The organism is Micromonospora purpureochromogenes (genome assembly GCF_900091515.1).
Lineage (GTDB): Bacteria > Actinomycetota > Actinomycetes > Mycobacteriales > Micromonosporaceae > Micromonospora > Micromonospora purpureochromogenes.
The window spans coordinates 5,247,113-5,263,885 of the sequence record NZ_LT607410.1 but is presented as its reverse complement, the minus strand read 5'-3'; the positions used below and the strand labels follow the sequence as shown (position 1 = coordinate 5,263,885).

The 16,773-nt window shown below is 69.1% G+C and carries 17 protein-coding genes; 9 read left to right on the top strand and 8 right to left on the bottom strand.

Features of this window, described 5'->3' with window-relative positions; translation table 11 throughout:
* Positions 1–7: 7 nt before the first annotated feature.
* The 4 genes from GA0074696_RS23930 to GA0074696_RS23915 all read right to left on the bottom strand — a co-directional run bounded on the left by GA0074696_RS23930 (position 8) and on the right by GA0074696_RS23915 (position 4,371).
* Complete coding sequence (locus tag GA0074696_RS23930) at positions 8–1,813, bottom strand: choline/carnitine O-acyltransferase (protein ID WP_088963177.1); 1,806 nt, start codon at positions 1,811–1,813, stop codon at positions 8–10.
* 22 nt (positions 1,814–1,835) lie between these two features.
* Positions 1,836–2,687 (bottom strand): class I SAM-dependent methyltransferase, encoded by an 852-nt coding sequence (locus GA0074696_RS23925; RefSeq protein ID WP_088963176.1) that lies wholly within the window; start codon positions 2,685–2,687, stop codon positions 1,836–1,838.
* A 21-nt stretch (positions 2,688–2,708) separates the two neighbouring features.
* On the bottom strand, positions 2,709–3,551 hold the full coding sequence (locus GA0074696_RS23920; protein WP_088963175.1) for a HalD/BesD family halogenase: 843 nt from the start codon (positions 3,549–3,551) through the stop codon (positions 2,709–2,711).
* Positions 3,552–3,807: 256 nt separating this feature from the next.
* On the bottom strand, positions 3,808–4,371 hold the full coding sequence (locus tag GA0074696_RS23915; protein ID WP_088963174.1) for a PadR family transcriptional regulator: 564 nt from the start codon (positions 4,369–4,371) through the stop codon (positions 3,808–3,810).
* Positions 4,372–4,447: 76 nt separating this feature from the next.
* Here GA0074696_RS23915 and GA0074696_RS23910 point away from each other — a divergent pair, with 76 nt between their 5' ends.
* The 5 genes from GA0074696_RS23910 to GA0074696_RS23890 all read left to right on the top strand — a co-directional run bounded on the left by GA0074696_RS23910 (position 4,448) and on the right by GA0074696_RS23890 (position 8,204).
* Complete coding sequence (locus tag GA0074696_RS23910) at positions 4,448–4,864, top strand: nuclear transport factor 2 family protein (RefSeq protein WP_088963173.1); 417 nt, start codon at positions 4,448–4,450, stop codon at positions 4,862–4,864.
* A gap of 16 nt (positions 4,865–4,880) precedes the next feature.
* Positions 4,881–5,906, top strand: coding sequence for an LLM class F420-dependent oxidoreductase (locus tag GA0074696_RS23905; protein WP_088963172.1), 1,026 nt, complete (start codon positions 4,881–4,883; stop codon positions 5,904–5,906).
* A 284-nt stretch (positions 5,907–6,190) separates the two neighbouring features.
* Positions 6,191–6,571, top strand: a complete 381-nt coding sequence (locus GA0074696_RS23900; RefSeq protein ID WP_088963171.1) for a YciI family protein — start codon at positions 6,191–6,193, stop codon at positions 6,569–6,571.
* The gene (locus GA0074696_RS23895) at positions 6,568–6,963 is read left to right on the top strand and encodes a YciI family protein (RefSeq protein WP_231925132.1); all 396 of its coding nucleotides are present in this window, start codon (positions 6,568–6,570) and stop codon (positions 6,961–6,963) included. The genes GA0074696_RS23900 and GA0074696_RS23895 overlap by 4 nt, the downstream gene beginning before the upstream one ends.
* Positions 6,960–8,204 (top strand): RNA polymerase sigma factor, encoded by a 1,245-nt coding sequence (locus GA0074696_RS23890; protein WP_088963170.1) that lies wholly within the window; start codon positions 6,960–6,962, stop codon positions 8,202–8,204. The genes GA0074696_RS23895 and GA0074696_RS23890 overlap by 4 nt, the downstream gene beginning before the upstream one ends.
* A gap of 311 nt (positions 8,205–8,515) precedes the next feature.
* Here GA0074696_RS23890 and GA0074696_RS23885 read toward each other — a convergent pair whose 3' ends face one another.
* The gene (locus GA0074696_RS23885; RefSeq protein ID WP_088963169.1) at positions 8,516–9,031 is read right to left on the bottom strand and encodes a putative immunity protein; all 516 of its coding nucleotides are present in this window, start codon (positions 9,029–9,031) and stop codon (positions 8,516–8,518) included.
* A gap of 143 nt (positions 9,032–9,174) precedes the next feature.
* On the opposite strand from GA0074696_RS23885, the gene GA0074696_RS23880 reads away from it, so the two are divergent.
* Together GA0074696_RS23880 and GA0074696_RS23875 are read left to right on the top strand one after the other, a co-directional pair.
* Positions 9,175–9,387, top strand: a complete 213-nt coding sequence (locus GA0074696_RS23880; RefSeq protein WP_197700779.1) for an NUDIX domain-containing protein — start codon at positions 9,175–9,177, stop codon at positions 9,385–9,387.
* A gap of 187 nt (positions 9,388–9,574) precedes the next feature.
* A complete protein-coding gene (locus GA0074696_RS23875) occupies positions 9,575–10,141 on the top strand; it encodes a sugar O-acetyltransferase (RefSeq protein ID WP_088964765.1) in 567 nt (188 codons plus the stop codon).
* A gap of 253 nt (positions 10,142–10,394) precedes the next feature.
* On the opposite strand, the gene GA0074696_RS23870 is transcribed toward GA0074696_RS23875, so the two are convergent.
* Both GA0074696_RS23870 and GA0074696_RS23865 read right to left on the bottom strand, forming a co-directional pair.
* On the bottom strand, positions 10,395–11,369 hold the full coding sequence (locus tag GA0074696_RS23870) for a GlxA family transcriptional regulator (protein ID WP_088964764.1): 975 nt from the start codon (positions 11,367–11,369) through the stop codon (positions 10,395–10,397).
* Between the two features lie 316 nt (positions 11,370–11,685).
* Entirely contained in the window at positions 11,686–12,444 is a 759-nt protein-coding gene (locus GA0074696_RS23865; protein ID WP_088963168.1) for a dienelactone hydrolase family protein, read from the bottom strand.
* Positions 12,445–12,900: 456 nt separating this feature from the next.
* On the opposite strand from GA0074696_RS23865, the gene GA0074696_RS23860 reads away from it, so the two are divergent.
* Both GA0074696_RS23860 and GA0074696_RS23855 read left to right on the top strand, forming a co-directional pair.
* Positions 12,901–13,539 carry an HD domain-containing protein gene (locus GA0074696_RS23860; RefSeq protein ID WP_088963167.1) on the top strand — a complete coding sequence of 213 codons (639 nt, stop codon included), beginning with the start codon at positions 12,901–12,903 and terminating at the stop codon, positions 13,537–13,539.
* Positions 13,540–13,686: 147 nt separating this feature from the next.
* Positions 13,687–14,625 (top strand): NADP-dependent oxidoreductase, encoded by a 939-nt coding sequence (locus tag GA0074696_RS23855; protein WP_088963166.1) that lies wholly within the window; start codon positions 13,687–13,689, stop codon positions 14,623–14,625.
* Positions 14,626–15,058: 433 nt separating this feature from the next.
* Here the strand turns inward: GA0074696_RS23855 and GA0074696_RS23850 are convergent, their stop codons facing one another.
* A complete protein-coding gene (locus tag GA0074696_RS23850; RefSeq protein WP_157746096.1) occupies positions 15,059–16,495 on the bottom strand; it encodes a pyridoxal phosphate-dependent decarboxylase family protein in 1,437 nt (478 codons plus the stop codon).
* Positions 16,496–16,773: the final 278 nt, after the last annotated feature.

Below are 16,773 nucleotides of genomic sequence, written 5' to 3'. Positions count from 1 at the left end.
ACCCGGGCTACCGCTCGTCGAGCAGGTCGCGCAGCTCACGCAACGCTTCGCGGAGCCGGTCGGCAAACGTGTACATCATCCCGGCGACCGGGCGCGGGGTGCTGAGGTACAGGTTGAACCGGTCCGGCAGCAGCACGTACGCGATCCCGATGCAGCGACTGCTGGTGGCCCCGAACCCGAAGTAGCGGATGCTGGTCGACGGCGCCGAGCTGGTGCTCAGGTAGTCGTCGCGCATCTTGAGCCACCCCGGCGTCTCGTACAGCCGGGACGACTCGGGCACGCCGAGCGCCGCCCCACGCCGCTTTTGGATCAGCTGCAGCTCCCACAGGTGCTGCTCCGGTGCCGCACCGGCCTGGCACTGCTTCGCCCGTTCGACATGCTTGTCGGCCGCGGCCCGGAAGGCCGCCCGCCGCTCGTCGGGTGACGCGGCGAGGTCGTCCATCGTGGACACGAACCGCAGCACCTCGGGCGTGACGACGCGCATCGCCTCGGTCCGCCCCCGCAGGTACTGGCGGGTGGCGATGGACTCGTAGGTGGCGCCGATGAAGCCCTTGGCCCGCTTGTGCGCGAGCTGGTATGCCACCTGCACGAACGCGTCCGGCGACATCCGCAGCCGTTTGACCTCGTCCACCCCGAACTCGTCGAAGGACAGGGTCACGGTGGCGGTGTCCGCGCCGTAGTGGGCGAACGACCGTGCCGCGGCGGCGATGTCGGCCCGCAGCGCGTCGTCGAGCACGAACGTGACCGGCTCGATCGCCGGCACCCCCTGCGCCGCCGCACCCGACTGCGCGGCGTGCTCCTCGGGCGACGCGGTGAGCATCGTGTCGACGAAGCTGAGGATGGTGGTGCCGTCCAGCCCGCAGTGCTCGACGTTGATGCCGGCCGTGCCGTCGGCGAACACGATGAGCGACACCGCCTTGTCGAACCACCGGTTGCCGCTGTCGCCGTGCAGCAGCTGGTCGCAGGCCGCCAGGTCGTCGGCCGGCGTCAGGTCCTCCAGGCACACGCAGAACAGCGCCGTCTCGATGGTGTCCAGCGCCGCGGCGTTACCGGGATCCAGTGCCGCCAGCCGGCCCCTGGCCGCCGCCCACTCGGCCCGGGCCATCGTGGTGAGATGACCGGCCGCGGTGGCCGTCGCGGCCGGCGCGGCACCGGCCTTCTGCACCTCACCCAGGCCGGCCGCCAGGTCGTCGAGGGAGTACGGGCGCCCGTCCGGACCGACCACGTCCATCCGGAACGCGTTGCCGCGCTGGAACACCACGATGTGCCGCGCCGTCGACGGGCCCGGCATCTCGTCGCTGTACGGCGCTCGGACGGTGTCCTGCACCGACCCCGGGATGCGGGTGGTCGAGAACAGAAATTTGTTCTGCTCCATCGACAACGGCTGCCCGCGCGTCACGATCGGCGGGATGCGCTCGTCGTCGAGCTGGGTCTTGTAGTTCACGGCGGCGGCGATGAGCCTCGCCGCGCGCTCCACCTGCGGCTCGGCGAACCCGCGCAACGGCGTGTCGCGGAACAGGAAGAAGAAGTTGGCGTTCAACGCGATCCGGTCCCGGCGACCGAGATAGCGCGCCGGCCAGAACGTGTCCAACCAGCTGTGCGTGGCCGGATCCGCGTTGTACCGCACCAGATCGGCGTGCAGCTTCGGCCCCGGACCGTCGGCCCGCCCGAACTCCTGCACCGCGGCCTCGGTGTCGGCGAACTCTTCCTCCGTCAGCAGCGGCGCAGACCACTCGAGGAACCGGGCGCAGGTGTCCTCCAGCGCGGGCATCGGCACCCGCGGCAGCGTGTCCTCGTTTTCGAACGTGCTCACTCGGTCTCCTGGAATTCGCTGCTCATCGGGCGGCCTTCTGCATCAGTGACTGGTCAACGTCAAAGGTCAAGGGGTCGGGAGTGCCGATGGGCCGGGAAACGTAGAGCTGAGCGTACAACCAGCCGTCGGTCTCCAGACCCTCCGGATCAACGCCGGCGGCGGACATCGTCTCCAGCACCTGCCGCTGTTCCCGGTCGGACGCGAAACGGCGCTGCCGGAACGTCCGGTCCACCCGCACCGTGTCGTAACCGAGGGCCGCGAGGCTGTCGGCGATCGGTTCGAACGGGAACATCCGCAGCACGAAATGCGCCATCCACGGCAGCCGGTCCCGGCGGGACTCGACCACGCGCACGAGCGTCCGGCCGGTGACGTAGCCGAGGCATCCGGTGGAGATCACGATGTCGGCACCGGCGAACAGGGCGCGCTGCCGCGCGGTGGGTTCGCGCGCCTCCAGGTCGGCCTGCACGGCGTCGTCGAGGAACCCGGCCGCCGATGCGTACCCCAACGCCGGCCGGGAGACGTCCAGCCCCACGAACCGGGCCGGGGACCGGTGCGCCCGGACCAGCTCGCGATCGCGCTCCAGCAGCGCTTGCCGGGTGCACTCGGCGCCGGCGTAGCGGTCGTACAGGTCGTCCATGGTGGCGTCGCAGCGCAGCAGCGCCGCGTTGACGCCGTAGGAGCAGCCGACGTCGACGACGGTCGGGACGGCCACCTGCCGCGATTGACGGTACTGCCCGATGATTTGTTGGAAATAGGGCTTGGCGAGTTGGGGAATGTAATAGTCGAGCTCACGCAGGGTGGTGAAATAGGCGCGGGGATCGGGTTGCGTGTAGATGCCGTCGAGGGAAACTTTTCCGGTCCGGTCGAAACGCACGGGGGCGGCTCCTCGCGATTACTAGTCCAGCAACTGGTCGACTCGCACGGCATTGCGCTCGGCGTCGCGGTGCGCGGGCAGGACCCGGCCGAACAGCTGCCGCGTACGGGCGACGCTGCCCATCACGCCGGGGCGTTCGGAGTAGGCGAAGATCGCTGAGTGCCGGGCGGTGGCGCCGCGCACCGCGCTCACCCGGTGCAGCGCGTACCGACCCTTGAACAGCTGGAGGTCACCGGGGCGCAGGGTCAGGGCCCGCACCGGCGAGCGGTCGGCGCCGGTGAGCACCGAACGGACGGCGCCGAAGTTCTCCGCGCCCGCCGAACGGATGTTCGGGCAGTACTCGAAGACGCCGCCCTCCTCCGGCTCCTGGGTCAGCATGCTGACGGTGAACTCGTTGGTGTCGAAGTGCCACGGGTGCTCCATGCCGGGCTGCACGACGTTGAGCACCAGGCCGGACAGCGGGTCGGCGAGCTCGTGCAGCTCCGGGAGTTCGAAGCAGGCGGCGACGAAGCGCACGAACGACGGGTCGATGTAGAGGCGGTGGATGACACTGTCGGTGGGGATCCGGTCGCGCGCGACGAACGCGTTGCCGCGCTGCATGACGATGCGGCCCGGGTGCTCGGCCGGCAGGTCGTCGTCGAACGCGATGTTGTAGACGTTGGTCTCCTCAACGTCGTAGTACGCCAGCGGGGCGACCCCGGCGCCTTCCCGCCGCAGCGCCTCCCGGCTGCTCGGCAGAATGAACTCCGGCAGCACGCTGCACCCGAGTTCGCGCAGTTCGGTGCGCGTTCGGGAAACGACGCGTTCCCATGCGTCGCTGCCCGGTTCGGCCAGTGGATAGCGCGCGGTGTCCACGATTTGCATTTGGACGGACCCCTTCTTCAATGGTGGCGGCATGAAGAAATGCGGAATCCTAACAAGATTTACCGGCGTCAAGCCCCCTGTTGGTTACATTGTTCACAGCGCCGCGGCCGGAGCGCGGCCCGCTGGACCAGCCCAACTACCGGTAGTCCGCCCCGGGGCGGGCCGACGGTCATGGCCCGTCCCGTCGTGCGGCCGAGGCGCTGCGGGCGGCGTCCGAACAGGACTGGAACGTCGTGCTGAGCGCCGTCTCCCCGGGTCAGCCCGGCAGCGGCGCCCGGGCGCGCAGCAGCGCCGCGACGCGCTCGCACCACTCGCGGTTCTCCTGCTCGAACCGGCGGCCGCGCAGACACGTCAGGTACGGCCCGATCCGGTCGCCCGCACACAGGAACGTCTCCTCGTCCAGCTCGCCACGCATCCGCTGTAGCATCCGGTCGAAGATTTCCACCTTCGCTGCGGCCGTGACCGCGCGCTCCTCGAGCTGGGCGATGACCGGGGCCGGGTCCAGCCGGTCGACGGCCTGGACCATGACGAGCAGGTCCTCCCGGATGGACGACGGCTTCGACGGCGTCGCGGCGAACGCGGCCAGCTCCGCGAGGCCGGCGTCGGTGACCGTGAACAGTCGCTTGTTGGGCCGGTCGTGCTGGATGACCTGTCGGCCGGTGATCAGCCCCTCGCGCTCCAGCTTGGCCAGCTCGGCGTAGAGCTGCTGGGGCACCGCGTACCAGAAGTTCGACAGCGACACATCGAAGGTCTTGGCCAGCTGGTACCCGCTGTACTCGCCGTCAAGCAGTGCCGCCAGTACCGCGTGGCGCAACGCCATCGGTCACACCTCCCACTTCCCTCGCTGCATAGTCAGTGATATGACTACTCCTGTTGTTGACTATAGGGAGGCCGCCGTGACGACCATCGAGCGGTTCCGTTCCGCCGTCGAGGCCCGGGACCTGGGCGCGTTCGACGGGCTGTTCAGCTCGGACGTGCGCTTGTTCAGCCCGGTGAAGTTCACGCCGTTCGAGGGGGCGCAGGCCGTCCACGGGCTCCTCCGCGTGCTCCTGCGCACGTTCGAGGATTTTCGGTACGTCGGGCAGCTGGCCGGCGAGGCCGAGGTCGGCCCGGCGGGCCGGCCGGTCGAGTCGCACATCCTCATCTTCCGCGCGACCGTGCGCGGCAAGCAGATCCACGGCCTCGACCTGCTCCAGCTCGGCGACGACGGTCTGATCGACGAGTTCACGGTCATGGTCCGCCCACTTTCCGCCGTCACCACGTTGAGCGAAGCGGTCGTCGCCGGTCTCGCCGCCGACGGCATCGCCCCGTGACACGGAAGGCCGCGCGATGAAACTCGGGTACACCACCGGCTACTGGTCCTCCGGCCCACCCGCCGGCGCCACGGAGGCCATAGCGGAGGCCGACCGCCTCGGCTTCGACTCCGTCTGGGCCGCCGAGGCGTACGGGTCGGACTGCCTGACCCCGCTCGCCTGGTGGGGCGCCAGCACCTCCCGCGTGCGGCTGGGCACCAACATCATGCAGATGTCGGCCCGCACGCCGACCGCCGCCGCGATGGCGGCGCTCACCCTCGACCACCTGTCCGGCGGCCGGTTCATACTCGGGCTCGGCGCCTCCGGCCCGCAGGTCGTGGAGGGATGGTACGGCCAGCCCTACCCCCGGCCACTGGCCCGCACCCGGGAGTACATCGAGATCATCCGCGCCGTCCTCGCCCGCAGCGGCCCGGTTCAGTACGACGGTGAGTTCTACCAGCTGCCGCATCGCGGCGGCACCGGCCTGGGCAAGCCGCTGAAGTCCACCGTCCACCCGCTGCGCACCGACATCCCCATCTTCCTCGCCGCCGAAGGGCCGAAGAACGTGGCGCTGGCCGCCGAGATCGCCGACGGCTGGCTGCCGTTGTTCTTCTCCCCCAAGGCGGACGGCTTCTACCGCGCCGCGCTGGCCGAGGGCTTCGCCCGAACGGGCGCCCGCCGCAGCCCGGACGGGTTCGAGATCGCCGCGACCGTGCCGATCGTCGTCGACGATGACGTGGAGCGGGCGGCCGATCGGATCCGGCCGTTCGTCGCGCTGTACGTCGGCGGCATGGGTGCCAAGTCGACCAACTTCCACCGGGATGTCATCGCCCGCCTCGGGTACGAGCGGGAGTGCGACATCATCACCGAGGCGTACCTTGCGGGCAACAAGCCGGCGGCCATCGCCGCCGTGCCCACCGCACTGGTGGAGGACATCGCCCTGATCGGGCCGACCGCGAAGATCAAGGACGAGCTGCAGCAGTGGCGCGAGACCGTGATCACCACTCTGCTCGTTTCCGGCGGCCCACGGCAGCTGCGCCAATTCGCCGAGCTGGTCGACTGACGACACGCGGCGACCTTGGAAGGCCCCTCCCCTGCGCGGGGCCCCCCTCGCCGACGTCGTTGCTCGCGGTTGGCCGGGGAGTCAAGCGGGCGAGTGTCCGTTTCGAAGGACGGAGGTCGATCCTTTCCTCAGTCACTACGCCGGGGCTGCCTTGAGAAGGAGTTTCCGGGATGGTGTCGTATCAAGGCGCAGCCGTTCGTGGAACCAGTGTGCGGCGGCCTGCCGGGCCGCCGGACACGAGGAGTCGGGAAAGGCCCTCGTCCGGGGACTGAGAGGAGACGACCATGACGGAGTACCTGATCACCTTCAACGATGAGTGGGTGCCCGACCACACGGCGGAGGAGGTGCGCGAGAAGGCCACGGCCGCCCGGGCCGTGATCGAGGAGATGCAGGCCGACGGTGTCCTGATCTTCAGCAACGGCGGGCTGGACCGGTCCACCGCGGTGTGCAGTGTCGAGCCGGTCGACGGCAAGCCCATCTTCACCGACGGCCCGTACGTCGAGACCAAGGAGCACCTCGGCGGCTTCGCCGTCGTGGACGTGCCCGACGACGCGGCGGCGCGATACTGGGCCGGCAGGCTCGCGACCGTGCTCGACTGGCCGCAGGAGGTGCACCGGTTCCGAGGTCCCGGGCAGGCCCGGCGTAACGGCTCCGGGGAGAGGTGAGCGCGGTGCCCAGGTACCTGCTGTCCGTCTACGGACCGGCCGAGCGCACCGAGTTCGGCACCTACCCCTCCCAGGAGGCCATGCTGCAGGCCTTGGCCGACACCGGCGCCTTCAACGAGATGCTCCAGAGAAACGGTCACCTCGTCTTCGCCGACGGCCTGGAGCCCGCGACGACCGCCACCACCGTCGACGGGCAGGGCGAGAAGCCGGCCTTCACCGACGGGCCCTACCTGGAAACGAAGGAGCACCTCGGCGGCTTCTGGGTCATCGAGGCGGCCGACCTCGACGTGGCCCTGGCGCTTGCCGGCGAGGGGTCGAAAGCGTGCCGCGGCACGGTCGAGGTGCGTCCCTTCCGAACCGAGGAATCCGTCCGAGCGCTGCTGGCGCCGTGACTGGTCCCACCGTCGAGCAGGCGATCACCCGTGTCCACCACGAGGAGTGGGCGCGGGTGGTCGCCGGCCTCGCGCGCCGTCTCGGCGACCTCGACGTCGCCGAGGAAGCGACGGCCGAGGCGTTCGTAGCGGCTGCAGAGCGGTGGCCGCGTGAGGGCGTACCGCCCAATCCCGGCGGTTGGCTCGCCACCACCGCGACCCGCAAGGCGATCGATCGGCTCCGTCGCGAGTCGCAGCGCGATGCCAAGCACCAGGAGGCCCGGATCGTGTACGACGACACCCCTCCTGAGCCGACCGGCCCGGTCGAGGACGACCGGCTCAGACTGGTCTTCACCTGCTGCCACCCTGCGCTCTCGTTGGAGGCACGGGTGGCGCTCACCCTGCGCCTGCTCGGCGGTCTCACCGTCCCCCAGATCGCCCGCGCCTTCCTGGTGCAGGAGACCACGATGGCGCGACGGATCACCCGCGCCAAGGCAAAGATCAAGGCGGCACACATTCCCTACCGGGTGCCCTGGGCCGACGACATCCGCGAGCGGCTCGCCGGCGTGCTCGCGGTCGTCTACCTCGTCTTCAACGAGGGCTATCTCGCCAGCGAGGGGGACGACCCGCTGCGCGTCGACCTCACCGACGAGGCGATCCGCCTCGGCCGCCTGCTCCGAACTCTCCTCCCGGACGACGGCGAGGTAGCCGGCCTGCTTGCCCTGATGCTCCTCACTGACGCCCGGCGGCCGGCGCGCGTGTCCCGCACCGGGGAGCTGGTGACCCTCGACGAGCAGGACCGCGGCGCATGGGACCGCACCCTCATCGCCGAGGGCAACGCCCTGGTTCGCGAGCGGCTCGAGGCGGTGGCGGCCGGCGGTGACCCACCCGGGCGCTACCAGCTGCAGGCCGCGATCAACGCGGTTCACACGGATGCCCCATCCGCCCGAGACACCGACTGGTCCACGATCCTCGCCCTCTACGGCCGCCTGGTGCTGCTCGACCCCTCGCCGATCGTGCGGCTCAACCGGGCGGTCGCGGTCGCCGAGGTCGACGGCCCCGGGGTCGGGCTCGCCGAGATCGACCGGCTCGCCGAGGTCCTTGACGGCTACCACGCCTTCCACGCCGCGCGCGCCGACCTGCTGCGGCGACTCGCGCGCGGCGGCGAGTCGCGGGCGGCGTACGACCGGGCCATCGGTCTCGCCGGCAACCCCGCGGAGCGGGCCTACCTCACCCGCCGCCGCGACCAGCTCGCCGGCTGACCGACACGTGGAGCCAGCAGGTTCCAGCACCGTTCGCGCCGGATCCGGATGCCGTGAACCCGGTCGGCGGTGAACTATGCCGGGACGAGTACGTCCGGACGTGGGGCATCGGATCTCGGGCTGCAGCCCTTCGTCTGCACGTGGGCACGTGACGGCAGAGATTGCCGGCTCCGTCGGTGGACCCGTCTCTTAGGGGATATGAAGGTGGCCCATGTGGCAGGTACCTCGGCTAGGCCGTCCACCAGCCGCGCCGGTTGCCCGTCCCGGATCTCACCGTCGAGGCGGCCCAGTAGCCGCAGCCCCACGCCCGCTCAGCAGTCAAACACCGACCAGCAGATGTCGTTCCGCAACCGCTGGTCGTCGAGCACGAGCTCGCGAATCGCATCCGGGAGTCGGTCACGCTGCCATCGGCACTCGAGTCGCCCTGCGGCATCGCTCTCGCCTTCCGGCGCGGCAGCACGTGCGGCCTTGATCGCATAGGCGGCCGCACCGAGTTCGTGCGCGGCGACGTGTGCGACCGCCCCCGCCTGGCCAGCAGCGTACGCGGCATGCCGTGCTGCCCCTCGCAGGTCTCTGGCCGCGCCCATTGCATGGCCGCCCGCCGCGCGAGCCTGCATCATCTTGACCTCACCGCGCACCCAGGCGCGGGTGTGCTCGATCGCTTCACGTGGTCGTGGGTCCTCAGGCTGAACCGACTCGAAAAGGTGAAGGACGTGTTCCGCGCACGACGCCGCCCAAAGAGCGAGGAGATGATGATCCGAATCAGTAAGGGTCCCACCGCGACGAAGCGTGATGAAGCGAGGGTCCCGAACCTTCGGGAGGATCATGGTTGGGCGCTCCTTGCAGGGGACGGGCCGCATCGTCAACCGTAGCGTCGTTCGAGCACCAGAGCGGGCTTCGGGCGTCGTGCACCCTGACCCGGGATCCCCTCACACATCCTGTACTCAGCAAAGCCGGACGTGTCCCGCGGGTGGATCCGCCAACGCCCCATCAGCGGCATGACCCCACCCTCGACATGCACGCGTTCCTCGTCACGCGCTGGGAAGGGGAACCGGTCAACGCCGCACCCGAGGAGCACGACGGTCTTCGCTGGTTTCGGCCCAGCGATCTCGCAGACCTGAAGATGGCCCACCCGGCCAGCCTGTCGAGCATCCTGAGCGCCGTCCAGGTCGCAACCGATTAGCCACTACGAACCCGTCCGCTCATCGACATGACCGAGCGTCGAGCGTCACCACGAGTTCGTGACGCATCGTGACGCGCGGTCGGCGGCAGATCCGGACGTTCGATGAGGACTTCACGACCACGGAGTGACGCGTTCCCTGCCGGTGGGTCGTCACCGGGTCTCTGACTCGCCGTGCCAGCATGGCCTCGTGCGCAACCAGCAACGCTTACGAACACGGACGCCCGAGTCACGAGCCTTCGCGGAGCGCGTACAGCTCGTCATGAACCTGACCTCGCGCCTCAACGTGCTGCCGTTCGACGATCTCGACGCGCGCAGGGCGGTACTCGCCGAGATCTTCGGTGAACCGATCCCTGACTCGCTGTCCATCCTGCCCCCGTTCTATTGCGACTACGGGCTTGGAGCATCGTTCGGGGAGCGCGTGTTCATCAATCAGGGATGCTTCTTCCTCGACTACGGGGGCATCACCATCGGTGACCGCGTCCTGATCGGTCCCCGAGTGACTCTGAGCACGGCCGGGCACCCCGTCGAGCTCGACGAACGGTACGACTTCATCACGCACGCGCCCATCGTCATCGAGGATGATGTGTGGATCGGCGCCGCAGCCACGGTCACCCCTGGAGTGAGAATCGGTCGCGGCTCGGTCGTCGGCGCGGGCGCCGTTGTCGCGAAGGACGTGCCGCCGCTGAGTGTGGTGACGGCAACAAGCGTTGTCGAGCGAAAGCGCCTGAAGCCGGCGTCCAGCGCAACCTCCTGAAGCCTGTGACTCACCCGCGCACAGTCGACAGTTGGGGATGTCGCCGCTGGTCAGCGAAACCCAACGGACGCTGACGACTTCGGGTCCGCCGAAGAGGTCACCACGCAGGAAGCGCTGGTCATGACGTTGCGGGTGGGATCCGAGTCGCAGATGACGGGATCAGCAAGCGGCTTCGGCGGAGCCCCCAATACCGCGCCCGGACCTGCCACTACCAGCGAAGACACCGGCTCACTCAACTGCAACTGGAGTAGTACTAACCCGCGTTGGCGCGGCGGGCCGTGCTGAACCGGCGTTGGTAGGCGGCGGGGCTGATCGACAATTTCCTGGCGAAAACCCGTCGCATGCTTTCGTAGCTGGGGAACCCGGCGAGGGTCGCGGCCTGCGTCGCGGTGTGTCCTTGGTCGAGCAGCGCCCTGGCCATGTCGAATCGGATGTTTTCAACGTAGCGGGCCGGTGTCGTGGCCAGCTCGTCGTGGAAAAGCCGGGTGAGGTGCCGGGTGCTCACGTTGAGGTGTCGCGCGAGTTCACCGAGCGAGTGGTCCCCGCGGGGGTTCGCCGTCACCAAGTCGGTGACTTTGCGGAGAGCCGGCGAGCGGGGCGGCGGTCCTTGCAGCGGTGCCGAGAACTGGGACTGGCCGCCCGCACGCTGCATGTACACCACCAAGGCGCGTGCGACGTCGCGCGCCAGGTCGGGCCCGTGGTCCTCTTCGACGAGAGCGAGCGCCAGATCGATACCGGCCGTCACCCCTGCCGACGTGTACGTGGTGCCATCGCGAACGTAGATCGCGTCGGGCTCGACGCGGCACGTCGGATACCGGGCGGCAAGCTCGTGCGCGACCTGCCAGTGCGTGGTGGCGCGCTTGCCGTCGAGGACGCCGGCGGCGGCGAGGACGAACGCCCCGGTGCAGATCGACGCGACCCGGCCGGCCACAGCCGCCGGTATCCGTGCGGCGTCCGCCAGGTCGGCGGGGACACGGGCGCGCGGATAGAGGTCGGACCCGGTCACCAGTAACGTGTCGAAAGCCGGCTCCGAGGAGGCGGCGCCGTCGACCGCGATCCGGACCCCGAGGTTCGACGTTACGTCCGCACCGGTCGGCGACAGCAGCACGATCCGGTAGTCGGCACCGAACCGGTTCGCCTCCTTGAACACCTGCGCGGGACCGGCGACGTCCAGCAATGTCACTCCGTCGTAGACGAAGATCGCGACGCGATGGGGACCAGCGTTCACCACTCCGGTCCCTTCGGAGCCGGATCCGCGCGGTGAGCGCCCGGCGGCACTGACCGCCGTTGGGTCGGCGAGACAGGAGGCATGGACACCGTTTATTGGTAGCACGCCATTACCGGAGATGACGGGGGTCCTCGTGGGCGAGGTTGCTCACGTTACGACTATTGAGCCTTTTCATCGTGACCGGCACCGCCACGATGAAAAGGCTCATCGTGCAAGCCGCAAAAAGGCAGCATCTGGAGTCATTCGTCGCCGCGAATGCTGCAGTTATCGCCGGTACCGGTGCCCAGCTTCGCGCCGGACGCCGGTACCGGTCAGGTCAGGCCCGGCCGAGGTGGCGGGACAGGAACGTGTCGTCCACCCCGACCCACCGGACGCTGCGGTGGTCGCCCGCGTTCGCGTGCAACGTCTTCTCCGCCGAGGCGAACGCGTCGAACAACGCGAACCCGGACGAACGGTCGACGTGCTCGTCGTCCCACGGCAGCAGGAACTGGACCGGCACGGTGATCTGCCGCGCCGCCATGATCACCGGTTCGTCCACAAAGAACCCGCCGCCGAAGATCGCGGCGGTGATCCGGGGCTCGGCCGCGGTCAGCCGTACCCCGATCGCCGTGCCCATCGAGATGCCCCCGCCGTAGCCGACCGGCGCGTCCGGGCCGATCTGTGGCAACGCCTGCAGGGCGTCCAGCGTCGCCTGCCATTCCGCTACGGCCCGTTCCGCGAGCGAGGCCATGAAGCAGACGCTGGCCGCCGCGAACCGCGGGGTGTCACCCGCCGTCACGGCTTCCCGGATCTCCGCACGGGCCTGCTCGTCCTCGTCCGTACGCGGGCGGTCGCCGTGTCCCGGGGCGTCGATCGCGACGACATTGAACCCCCAGGTGGCCGCGGTGTGCAGGGCGCGGGCCCGGAGGCCCGGCGCCTTCTTGTGCATGCCGCCGTTGTGCCCCACGAGCACGATCGGGGCATGATCGGCGCCGGATACGGGTGCCCAGAGCACACCCGGGATCTCGCCCACGACGAAGTCGCGTTCGACGACACCGTCGGACAAGGTCTCAGCGGTGAAACGTACAGAATGCATGGTTTGGTGCCTTTCGGGAGTGCCATCCTGATGGGCGCTCCCGGCGACGGTTACGTCAGTCGCCCGTCCGTGACGGGAGGGAGCACCACGTGCGAACTGCGTTCACGGGTCTCACCTCCTCGGCCGAGCCACGGATCTGGGGGCACGCTATCAACCCGGCCGCACTGCCAGCCAGTCAATTACCCGTCGGCCACGCGTTCACGGTCCGGCTCGATCCGGAGAGCCGTCCCGAGGTCGTTCGCTGGACGGCCGGCCCGGCGGGCAGGGAAGCCGTGGCCGATGGCGCGGACCCGGGCGGGGGCCCGGGGCGGGACGTGGTGGAGCACGCGACTGCGATCTCGCCTGTCCGGATATAGGTGTTTCCTGGCCGAACCAAGGCGGCGCCGTACGACGATCGGTGGGCAGCATGGAGGTCGGAAACACGCTCCGCACATATTTTCCGGAAGGTCAGAGACCATGCCAGAGGTCATCGCGGGGTTGGAGATTCCTGAGACAGCGGCGGTCGCCGAAGCGACCAGGCGCATCCAGGAGACGACCAGCCCCCTCATCTACCACCACTCCCGACGGGTCTTCTTCTTCAGCCTGATTCACGCTCACAAGCTTGGCGTGAAACCGGACCCGGAGTTGCTCTATCTGGCGGCCATGTTCCACGATACCGGCCTCCTGACTCCCTTTTCCGACGTCGAGCAGCGCTTCGAAGTCGATGGCGCCGACCACGCGCGCAAGTTCCTCCTGGACCGGGGGTTCGCGACGGCCGCCGCCGAGACCGTTTGGACGGCGATCGCGCTGCACACCACGCCGGGCATCCCCGACCGGATGGCCCCGGAAATCGCGACCACGTACCTCGGTGTCTTGACCGACGTGCTCGGCTTCGGCCTGGACGGACTGGAACACGATCAGCTGGGCGAAATCCTCGCCGCCCATCCACGAGGGGACTTCAAGAACGAGTTTCTGCGAACCTACGTCGACGGGCTGAGGAACCGCCCTGAAACCACGAACGGCACCGTGAACTCCGACGTGCTCGAACACTTCATTCCCGGCTTCCAGCGCGTGACGACGGTCGAGCGCATCGTCGGTTCGCCTTGGCCGAGCTGATCGGACACAAGCTCACCAGCGCACCGAAGACGGGCGATCTGCGACCTCCGCGGACCGGCACCACGCGCACCACGAGCGGACCCCGTGCTGAGCCCCCACACCCACAACCACCCCATACCGACGAACTTTCTTGGAAGGGATTCGAGCATGCGAGCGATCACCGTGCGAGACCGTGACGCAGGTGTCAGCGGGCTCAACCTGACCGACATGCCTTACCCCCACGCTGCGGAAAACGACGTCATCGTGCGCGTGCACGCCGCAGGCTTCACCCCCGGAGAGCTCGACTGGCCGGCAACGTGGTCTGATCGCGCCGGTCGCGACCGGACACCCAGCATCCCCGGGCACGAGCTGTCCGGAGTTGTGGTCGAGCTCGGCTACGGAACGACCGGCCTCACCGTGGGCCAGCGGGTGTTCGGACTGACCGACTGGGCCCGCAACGGATCGCTGGCCGAATACACCGCGGTGGAGGCTCGCAACCTCGCCCCCCTCGCGGCCGACATCGAGCACACCGTGGCCGCCGCGCTGCCCATTTCCGGACTGACCGCATGGCAGGGACTGTTCGACCACGGCCACCTCGCGACCGGCCAGACCGTCCTCATTCACGGCGCCGCGGGCGGCGTCGGCTCGCTCGCCGTGCAACTCGCGCGGGAGGTGGGCGCCCGTGTGATCGGCACCGGCCGAGCCGACGACCGTGATGTCGCGCTCGGTCTCGGCGCGCAGACCTTCCTCGACCTGGACGCCGACGATTTGCAGCACGTCGGCGAGGTGGACGTGGTGTTCGACGTCATCGGCGGCGACATCCTCGAGCGATCGGCCGAACTGGTACGCCCGGGCGGCACCCTCGTCAGCATCGCCATGCCATCCGTGGTGCAGCCCAAGGACGGGCGAGCCATCTTCTTCGTCGTCGAACCTGATCGCGCCCGGCTGGCCGACCTCGCCCAGCGCCTCCGGACCGGACGGCTCAACCCCATCGTCGGCGCCGTGCGACCGCTTTCCGAAGCGGCCTCCGCGTTTGCCCGCCGCCTCCGCACGCCCGGCAAGACGATCATTCAGGTCGCGGACGAACAAGGAACGCAGCACTCGTGATCAGTGTGCGAACGCCAGCGGCGCGCTGATCGCCGGCACGGCTGCCGCGGTCGTCGGATGCGCCCTGCGACCGGAGCGTCCGACCACCTGGCCACCGCGGGCAGGGTTTCGAGCATGCGCTGGCCACGGATGCTGACGACTTCGGGCTCGCCGAAGTGGTCACCGCGCAGGAAGATCTGGTCAGGGGGTTGCCGGCGGGATTCGAGTTTCAGCTCTCGGATCCATGCCGACGCCAGCACGGGAGGGGCCAGAGGCACACGTCGATACTCCAAGACCTTCTTGGCTGGCGTCAGCGGTCCCAGGACGACAGCCGGCACCAGCCAGGCGCGGCAATGCGGTTCAGTGCACCCGGCTGCTCCCAATCCGCTCCCCGGTCCGGAAACCCCTTCGGCGGGCCGTTGAAGGTGCCAGCAGACGGTGCGCGCAGCGAACCTCAGTCGGTGGCGCCGGGCACCTGCTCGGCGGCGCGGCGTACGTCGTCGAGCAGCACCTCCATATCCTTCCGTGTGGTGCGGTAGTTGAGTACGCAGCCGCGTAGCGCGAACCGGCCGTTGATGGTCGCGTTCGACAGATACGAGCTACCGGACTCCTGCAGCGACACCAGGATCCGTTCGTTGACGCGGTCGAGTTCCTGCCCGTCGACCCCCGATCTTGGCCCGGTACGTGCTGCCGGGGGCAGGTAGCGGAAGCAGAAGATGGAGAGCTCCACCGGGGAGAGCAGTTCGAAGTCGTCGCTGGCGTCGACGAGTTCGGCGAGGTAGCGGGCGCAGTCGAGGTTGGATTCGATCGCTTCGCCGACAGCCTGGGAACCGGCGTGGGCCAGCACCATCCAGACCTTGAGGGCCCGGAAGCGCCGGGAGAGGTCCGGGCCGTAGTCCCAGAACGTGAACGCCTCGGCGGGCTCGGTCTGCATGACCCGGGTGTAGTCGGCGTCCAGGGCGAAGGCGCCGCGCGCCGCCTCGGGGTCGCGGTAGATGAGACAGCCACAGTCGGCGGGCAGGTATAGCCACTTGTGCGGGTCGAGGGCGATCGAGTCCGCCTCCGACAAGCCGTCGAAGAGCGGGCGGGCCGAGCGGGCGAGCCGAGCGAAGCCGCCGTAGCAGGCGTCGACATGCATCCACAGCCCATACCGCTTCGCCGTCGCCGCGATCTCCGTCAGCGGGTCGACCGCACCGGTGCCCACCGTGCCCGCGCTCGCCACCACACAGAACGGATCCGCGTCCGCGGCCCGGTCCTCTTCGATCTTGCGTACCAGGTCGTTGACGTCCATCCGGAAGCGCGCGTCAATCGCGACCTCTCGTACGTTCCCGCGCCCGATGCCGAGGAGGGCGGCCGCCTTGTGGATCGAATGGTGGGCTTCCTGGGAGGCGTAGATCCGTAGCGGCCTGGGGTGGGCGCTGACGCCGTGCCTGGCGACAACATCGCCGCAGTGACGGTGCCGCGCTGCGGCGAGAGCGGCGAAGTTGGCCATCGAGCCGCCGCTCATGAAGAGTCCACCAGCGGTGGGGGCGCAGCCGAGCGCCTCCTTGATCCAGTCGATCGCTACGTGTTCCAACTCGGTGGGGGCCGGCGCGGATCGCCAGGCGGGAAGGTTCGCGTTCAGCGCCGAGGCGAGGAAGTCGGCCACCGATGCCACGGCCGTGCCCGGAGCGGAGACGTACCCGAAGAAGCGCGGATGCCCGTTGTGCCGGCTACCAGGCACGATCACATCGCGAAAGACGTCGAGCAGCTGGCTGAAATCGCGACCTTGGACGGGCAGCGGCTCGGCGAGTAGATCCTTCAGCGCGGCAGCCGAGGTACGCGGAGCGACCGGCCGGTCGCGGATCGAGCCGTGGTAGGCGGCGACCCACTCCACGGCTTCCATACCCATCTCGCGGATCGTGCCCGGTGAGGGATCCAACGCGGAATCGTCGGTCGGTCGGCCGGACGAGGTCGGACTCATCGCCGGAGCCTAGCCCAGGTTCCGTCGTACGCGGGACAGCGAGGATGACCCCCCGAGCTACCGAGGACGGCGCCGGGATTGCTCCCAACCCGCTCCCCCGTCATTCATCAGTAGATCATGGGGATTCCGCTTGGCCCGAGGCGAGTGGGCGTACCTACGACCGGTTGACCGGACTGCGATACCTCATCGACGACGACCTGGCCATG

Bases quoted from the DNA above. Each gene is read 5' to 3' on its own strand.
- GA0074696_RS23920 (WP_088963175.1), bottom strand. From the start codon at position 3,551: ATGCAAATCGTGGACACCGCGCGCTATCCACTGGCCGAACCGGGCAGC.
- GA0074696_RS23915 (WP_088963174.1), bottom strand. From the start codon at position 4,371: ATGGCGTTGCGCCACGCGGTACTGGCGGCACTGCTTGACGGCGAGTAC.
- GA0074696_RS23905 (WP_088963172.1), top strand. From the start codon at position 4,881: ATGAAACTCGGGTACACCACCGGCTACTGGTCCTCCGGCCCACCCGCC.
- GA0074696_RS23900 (WP_088963171.1), top strand. From the start codon at position 6,191: ATGACGGAGTACCTGATCACCTTCAACGATGAGTGGGTGCCCGACCAC.
- GA0074696_RS23885 (WP_088963169.1), bottom strand. From the start codon at position 9,031: ATGATCCTCCCGAAGGTTCGGGACCCTCGCTTCATCACGCTTCGTCGC.
- GA0074696_RS23865 (WP_088963168.1), bottom strand. From the start codon at position 12,444: ATGCATTCTGTACGTTTCACCGCTGAGACCTTGTCCGACGGTGTCGTC.
- GA0074696_RS23860 (WP_088963167.1), top strand. From the start codon at position 12,901: ATGCCAGAGGTCATCGCGGGGTTGGAGATTCCTGAGACAGCGGCGGTC.
- GA0074696_RS23855 (WP_088963166.1), top strand. From the start codon at position 13,687: ATGCGAGCGATCACCGTGCGAGACCGTGACGCAGGTGTCAGCGGGCTC.
- GA0074696_RS23850 (WP_157746096.1), bottom strand. From the start codon at position 16,495: ATGGGTATGGAAGCCGTGGAGTGGGTCGCCGCCTACCACGGCTCGATC.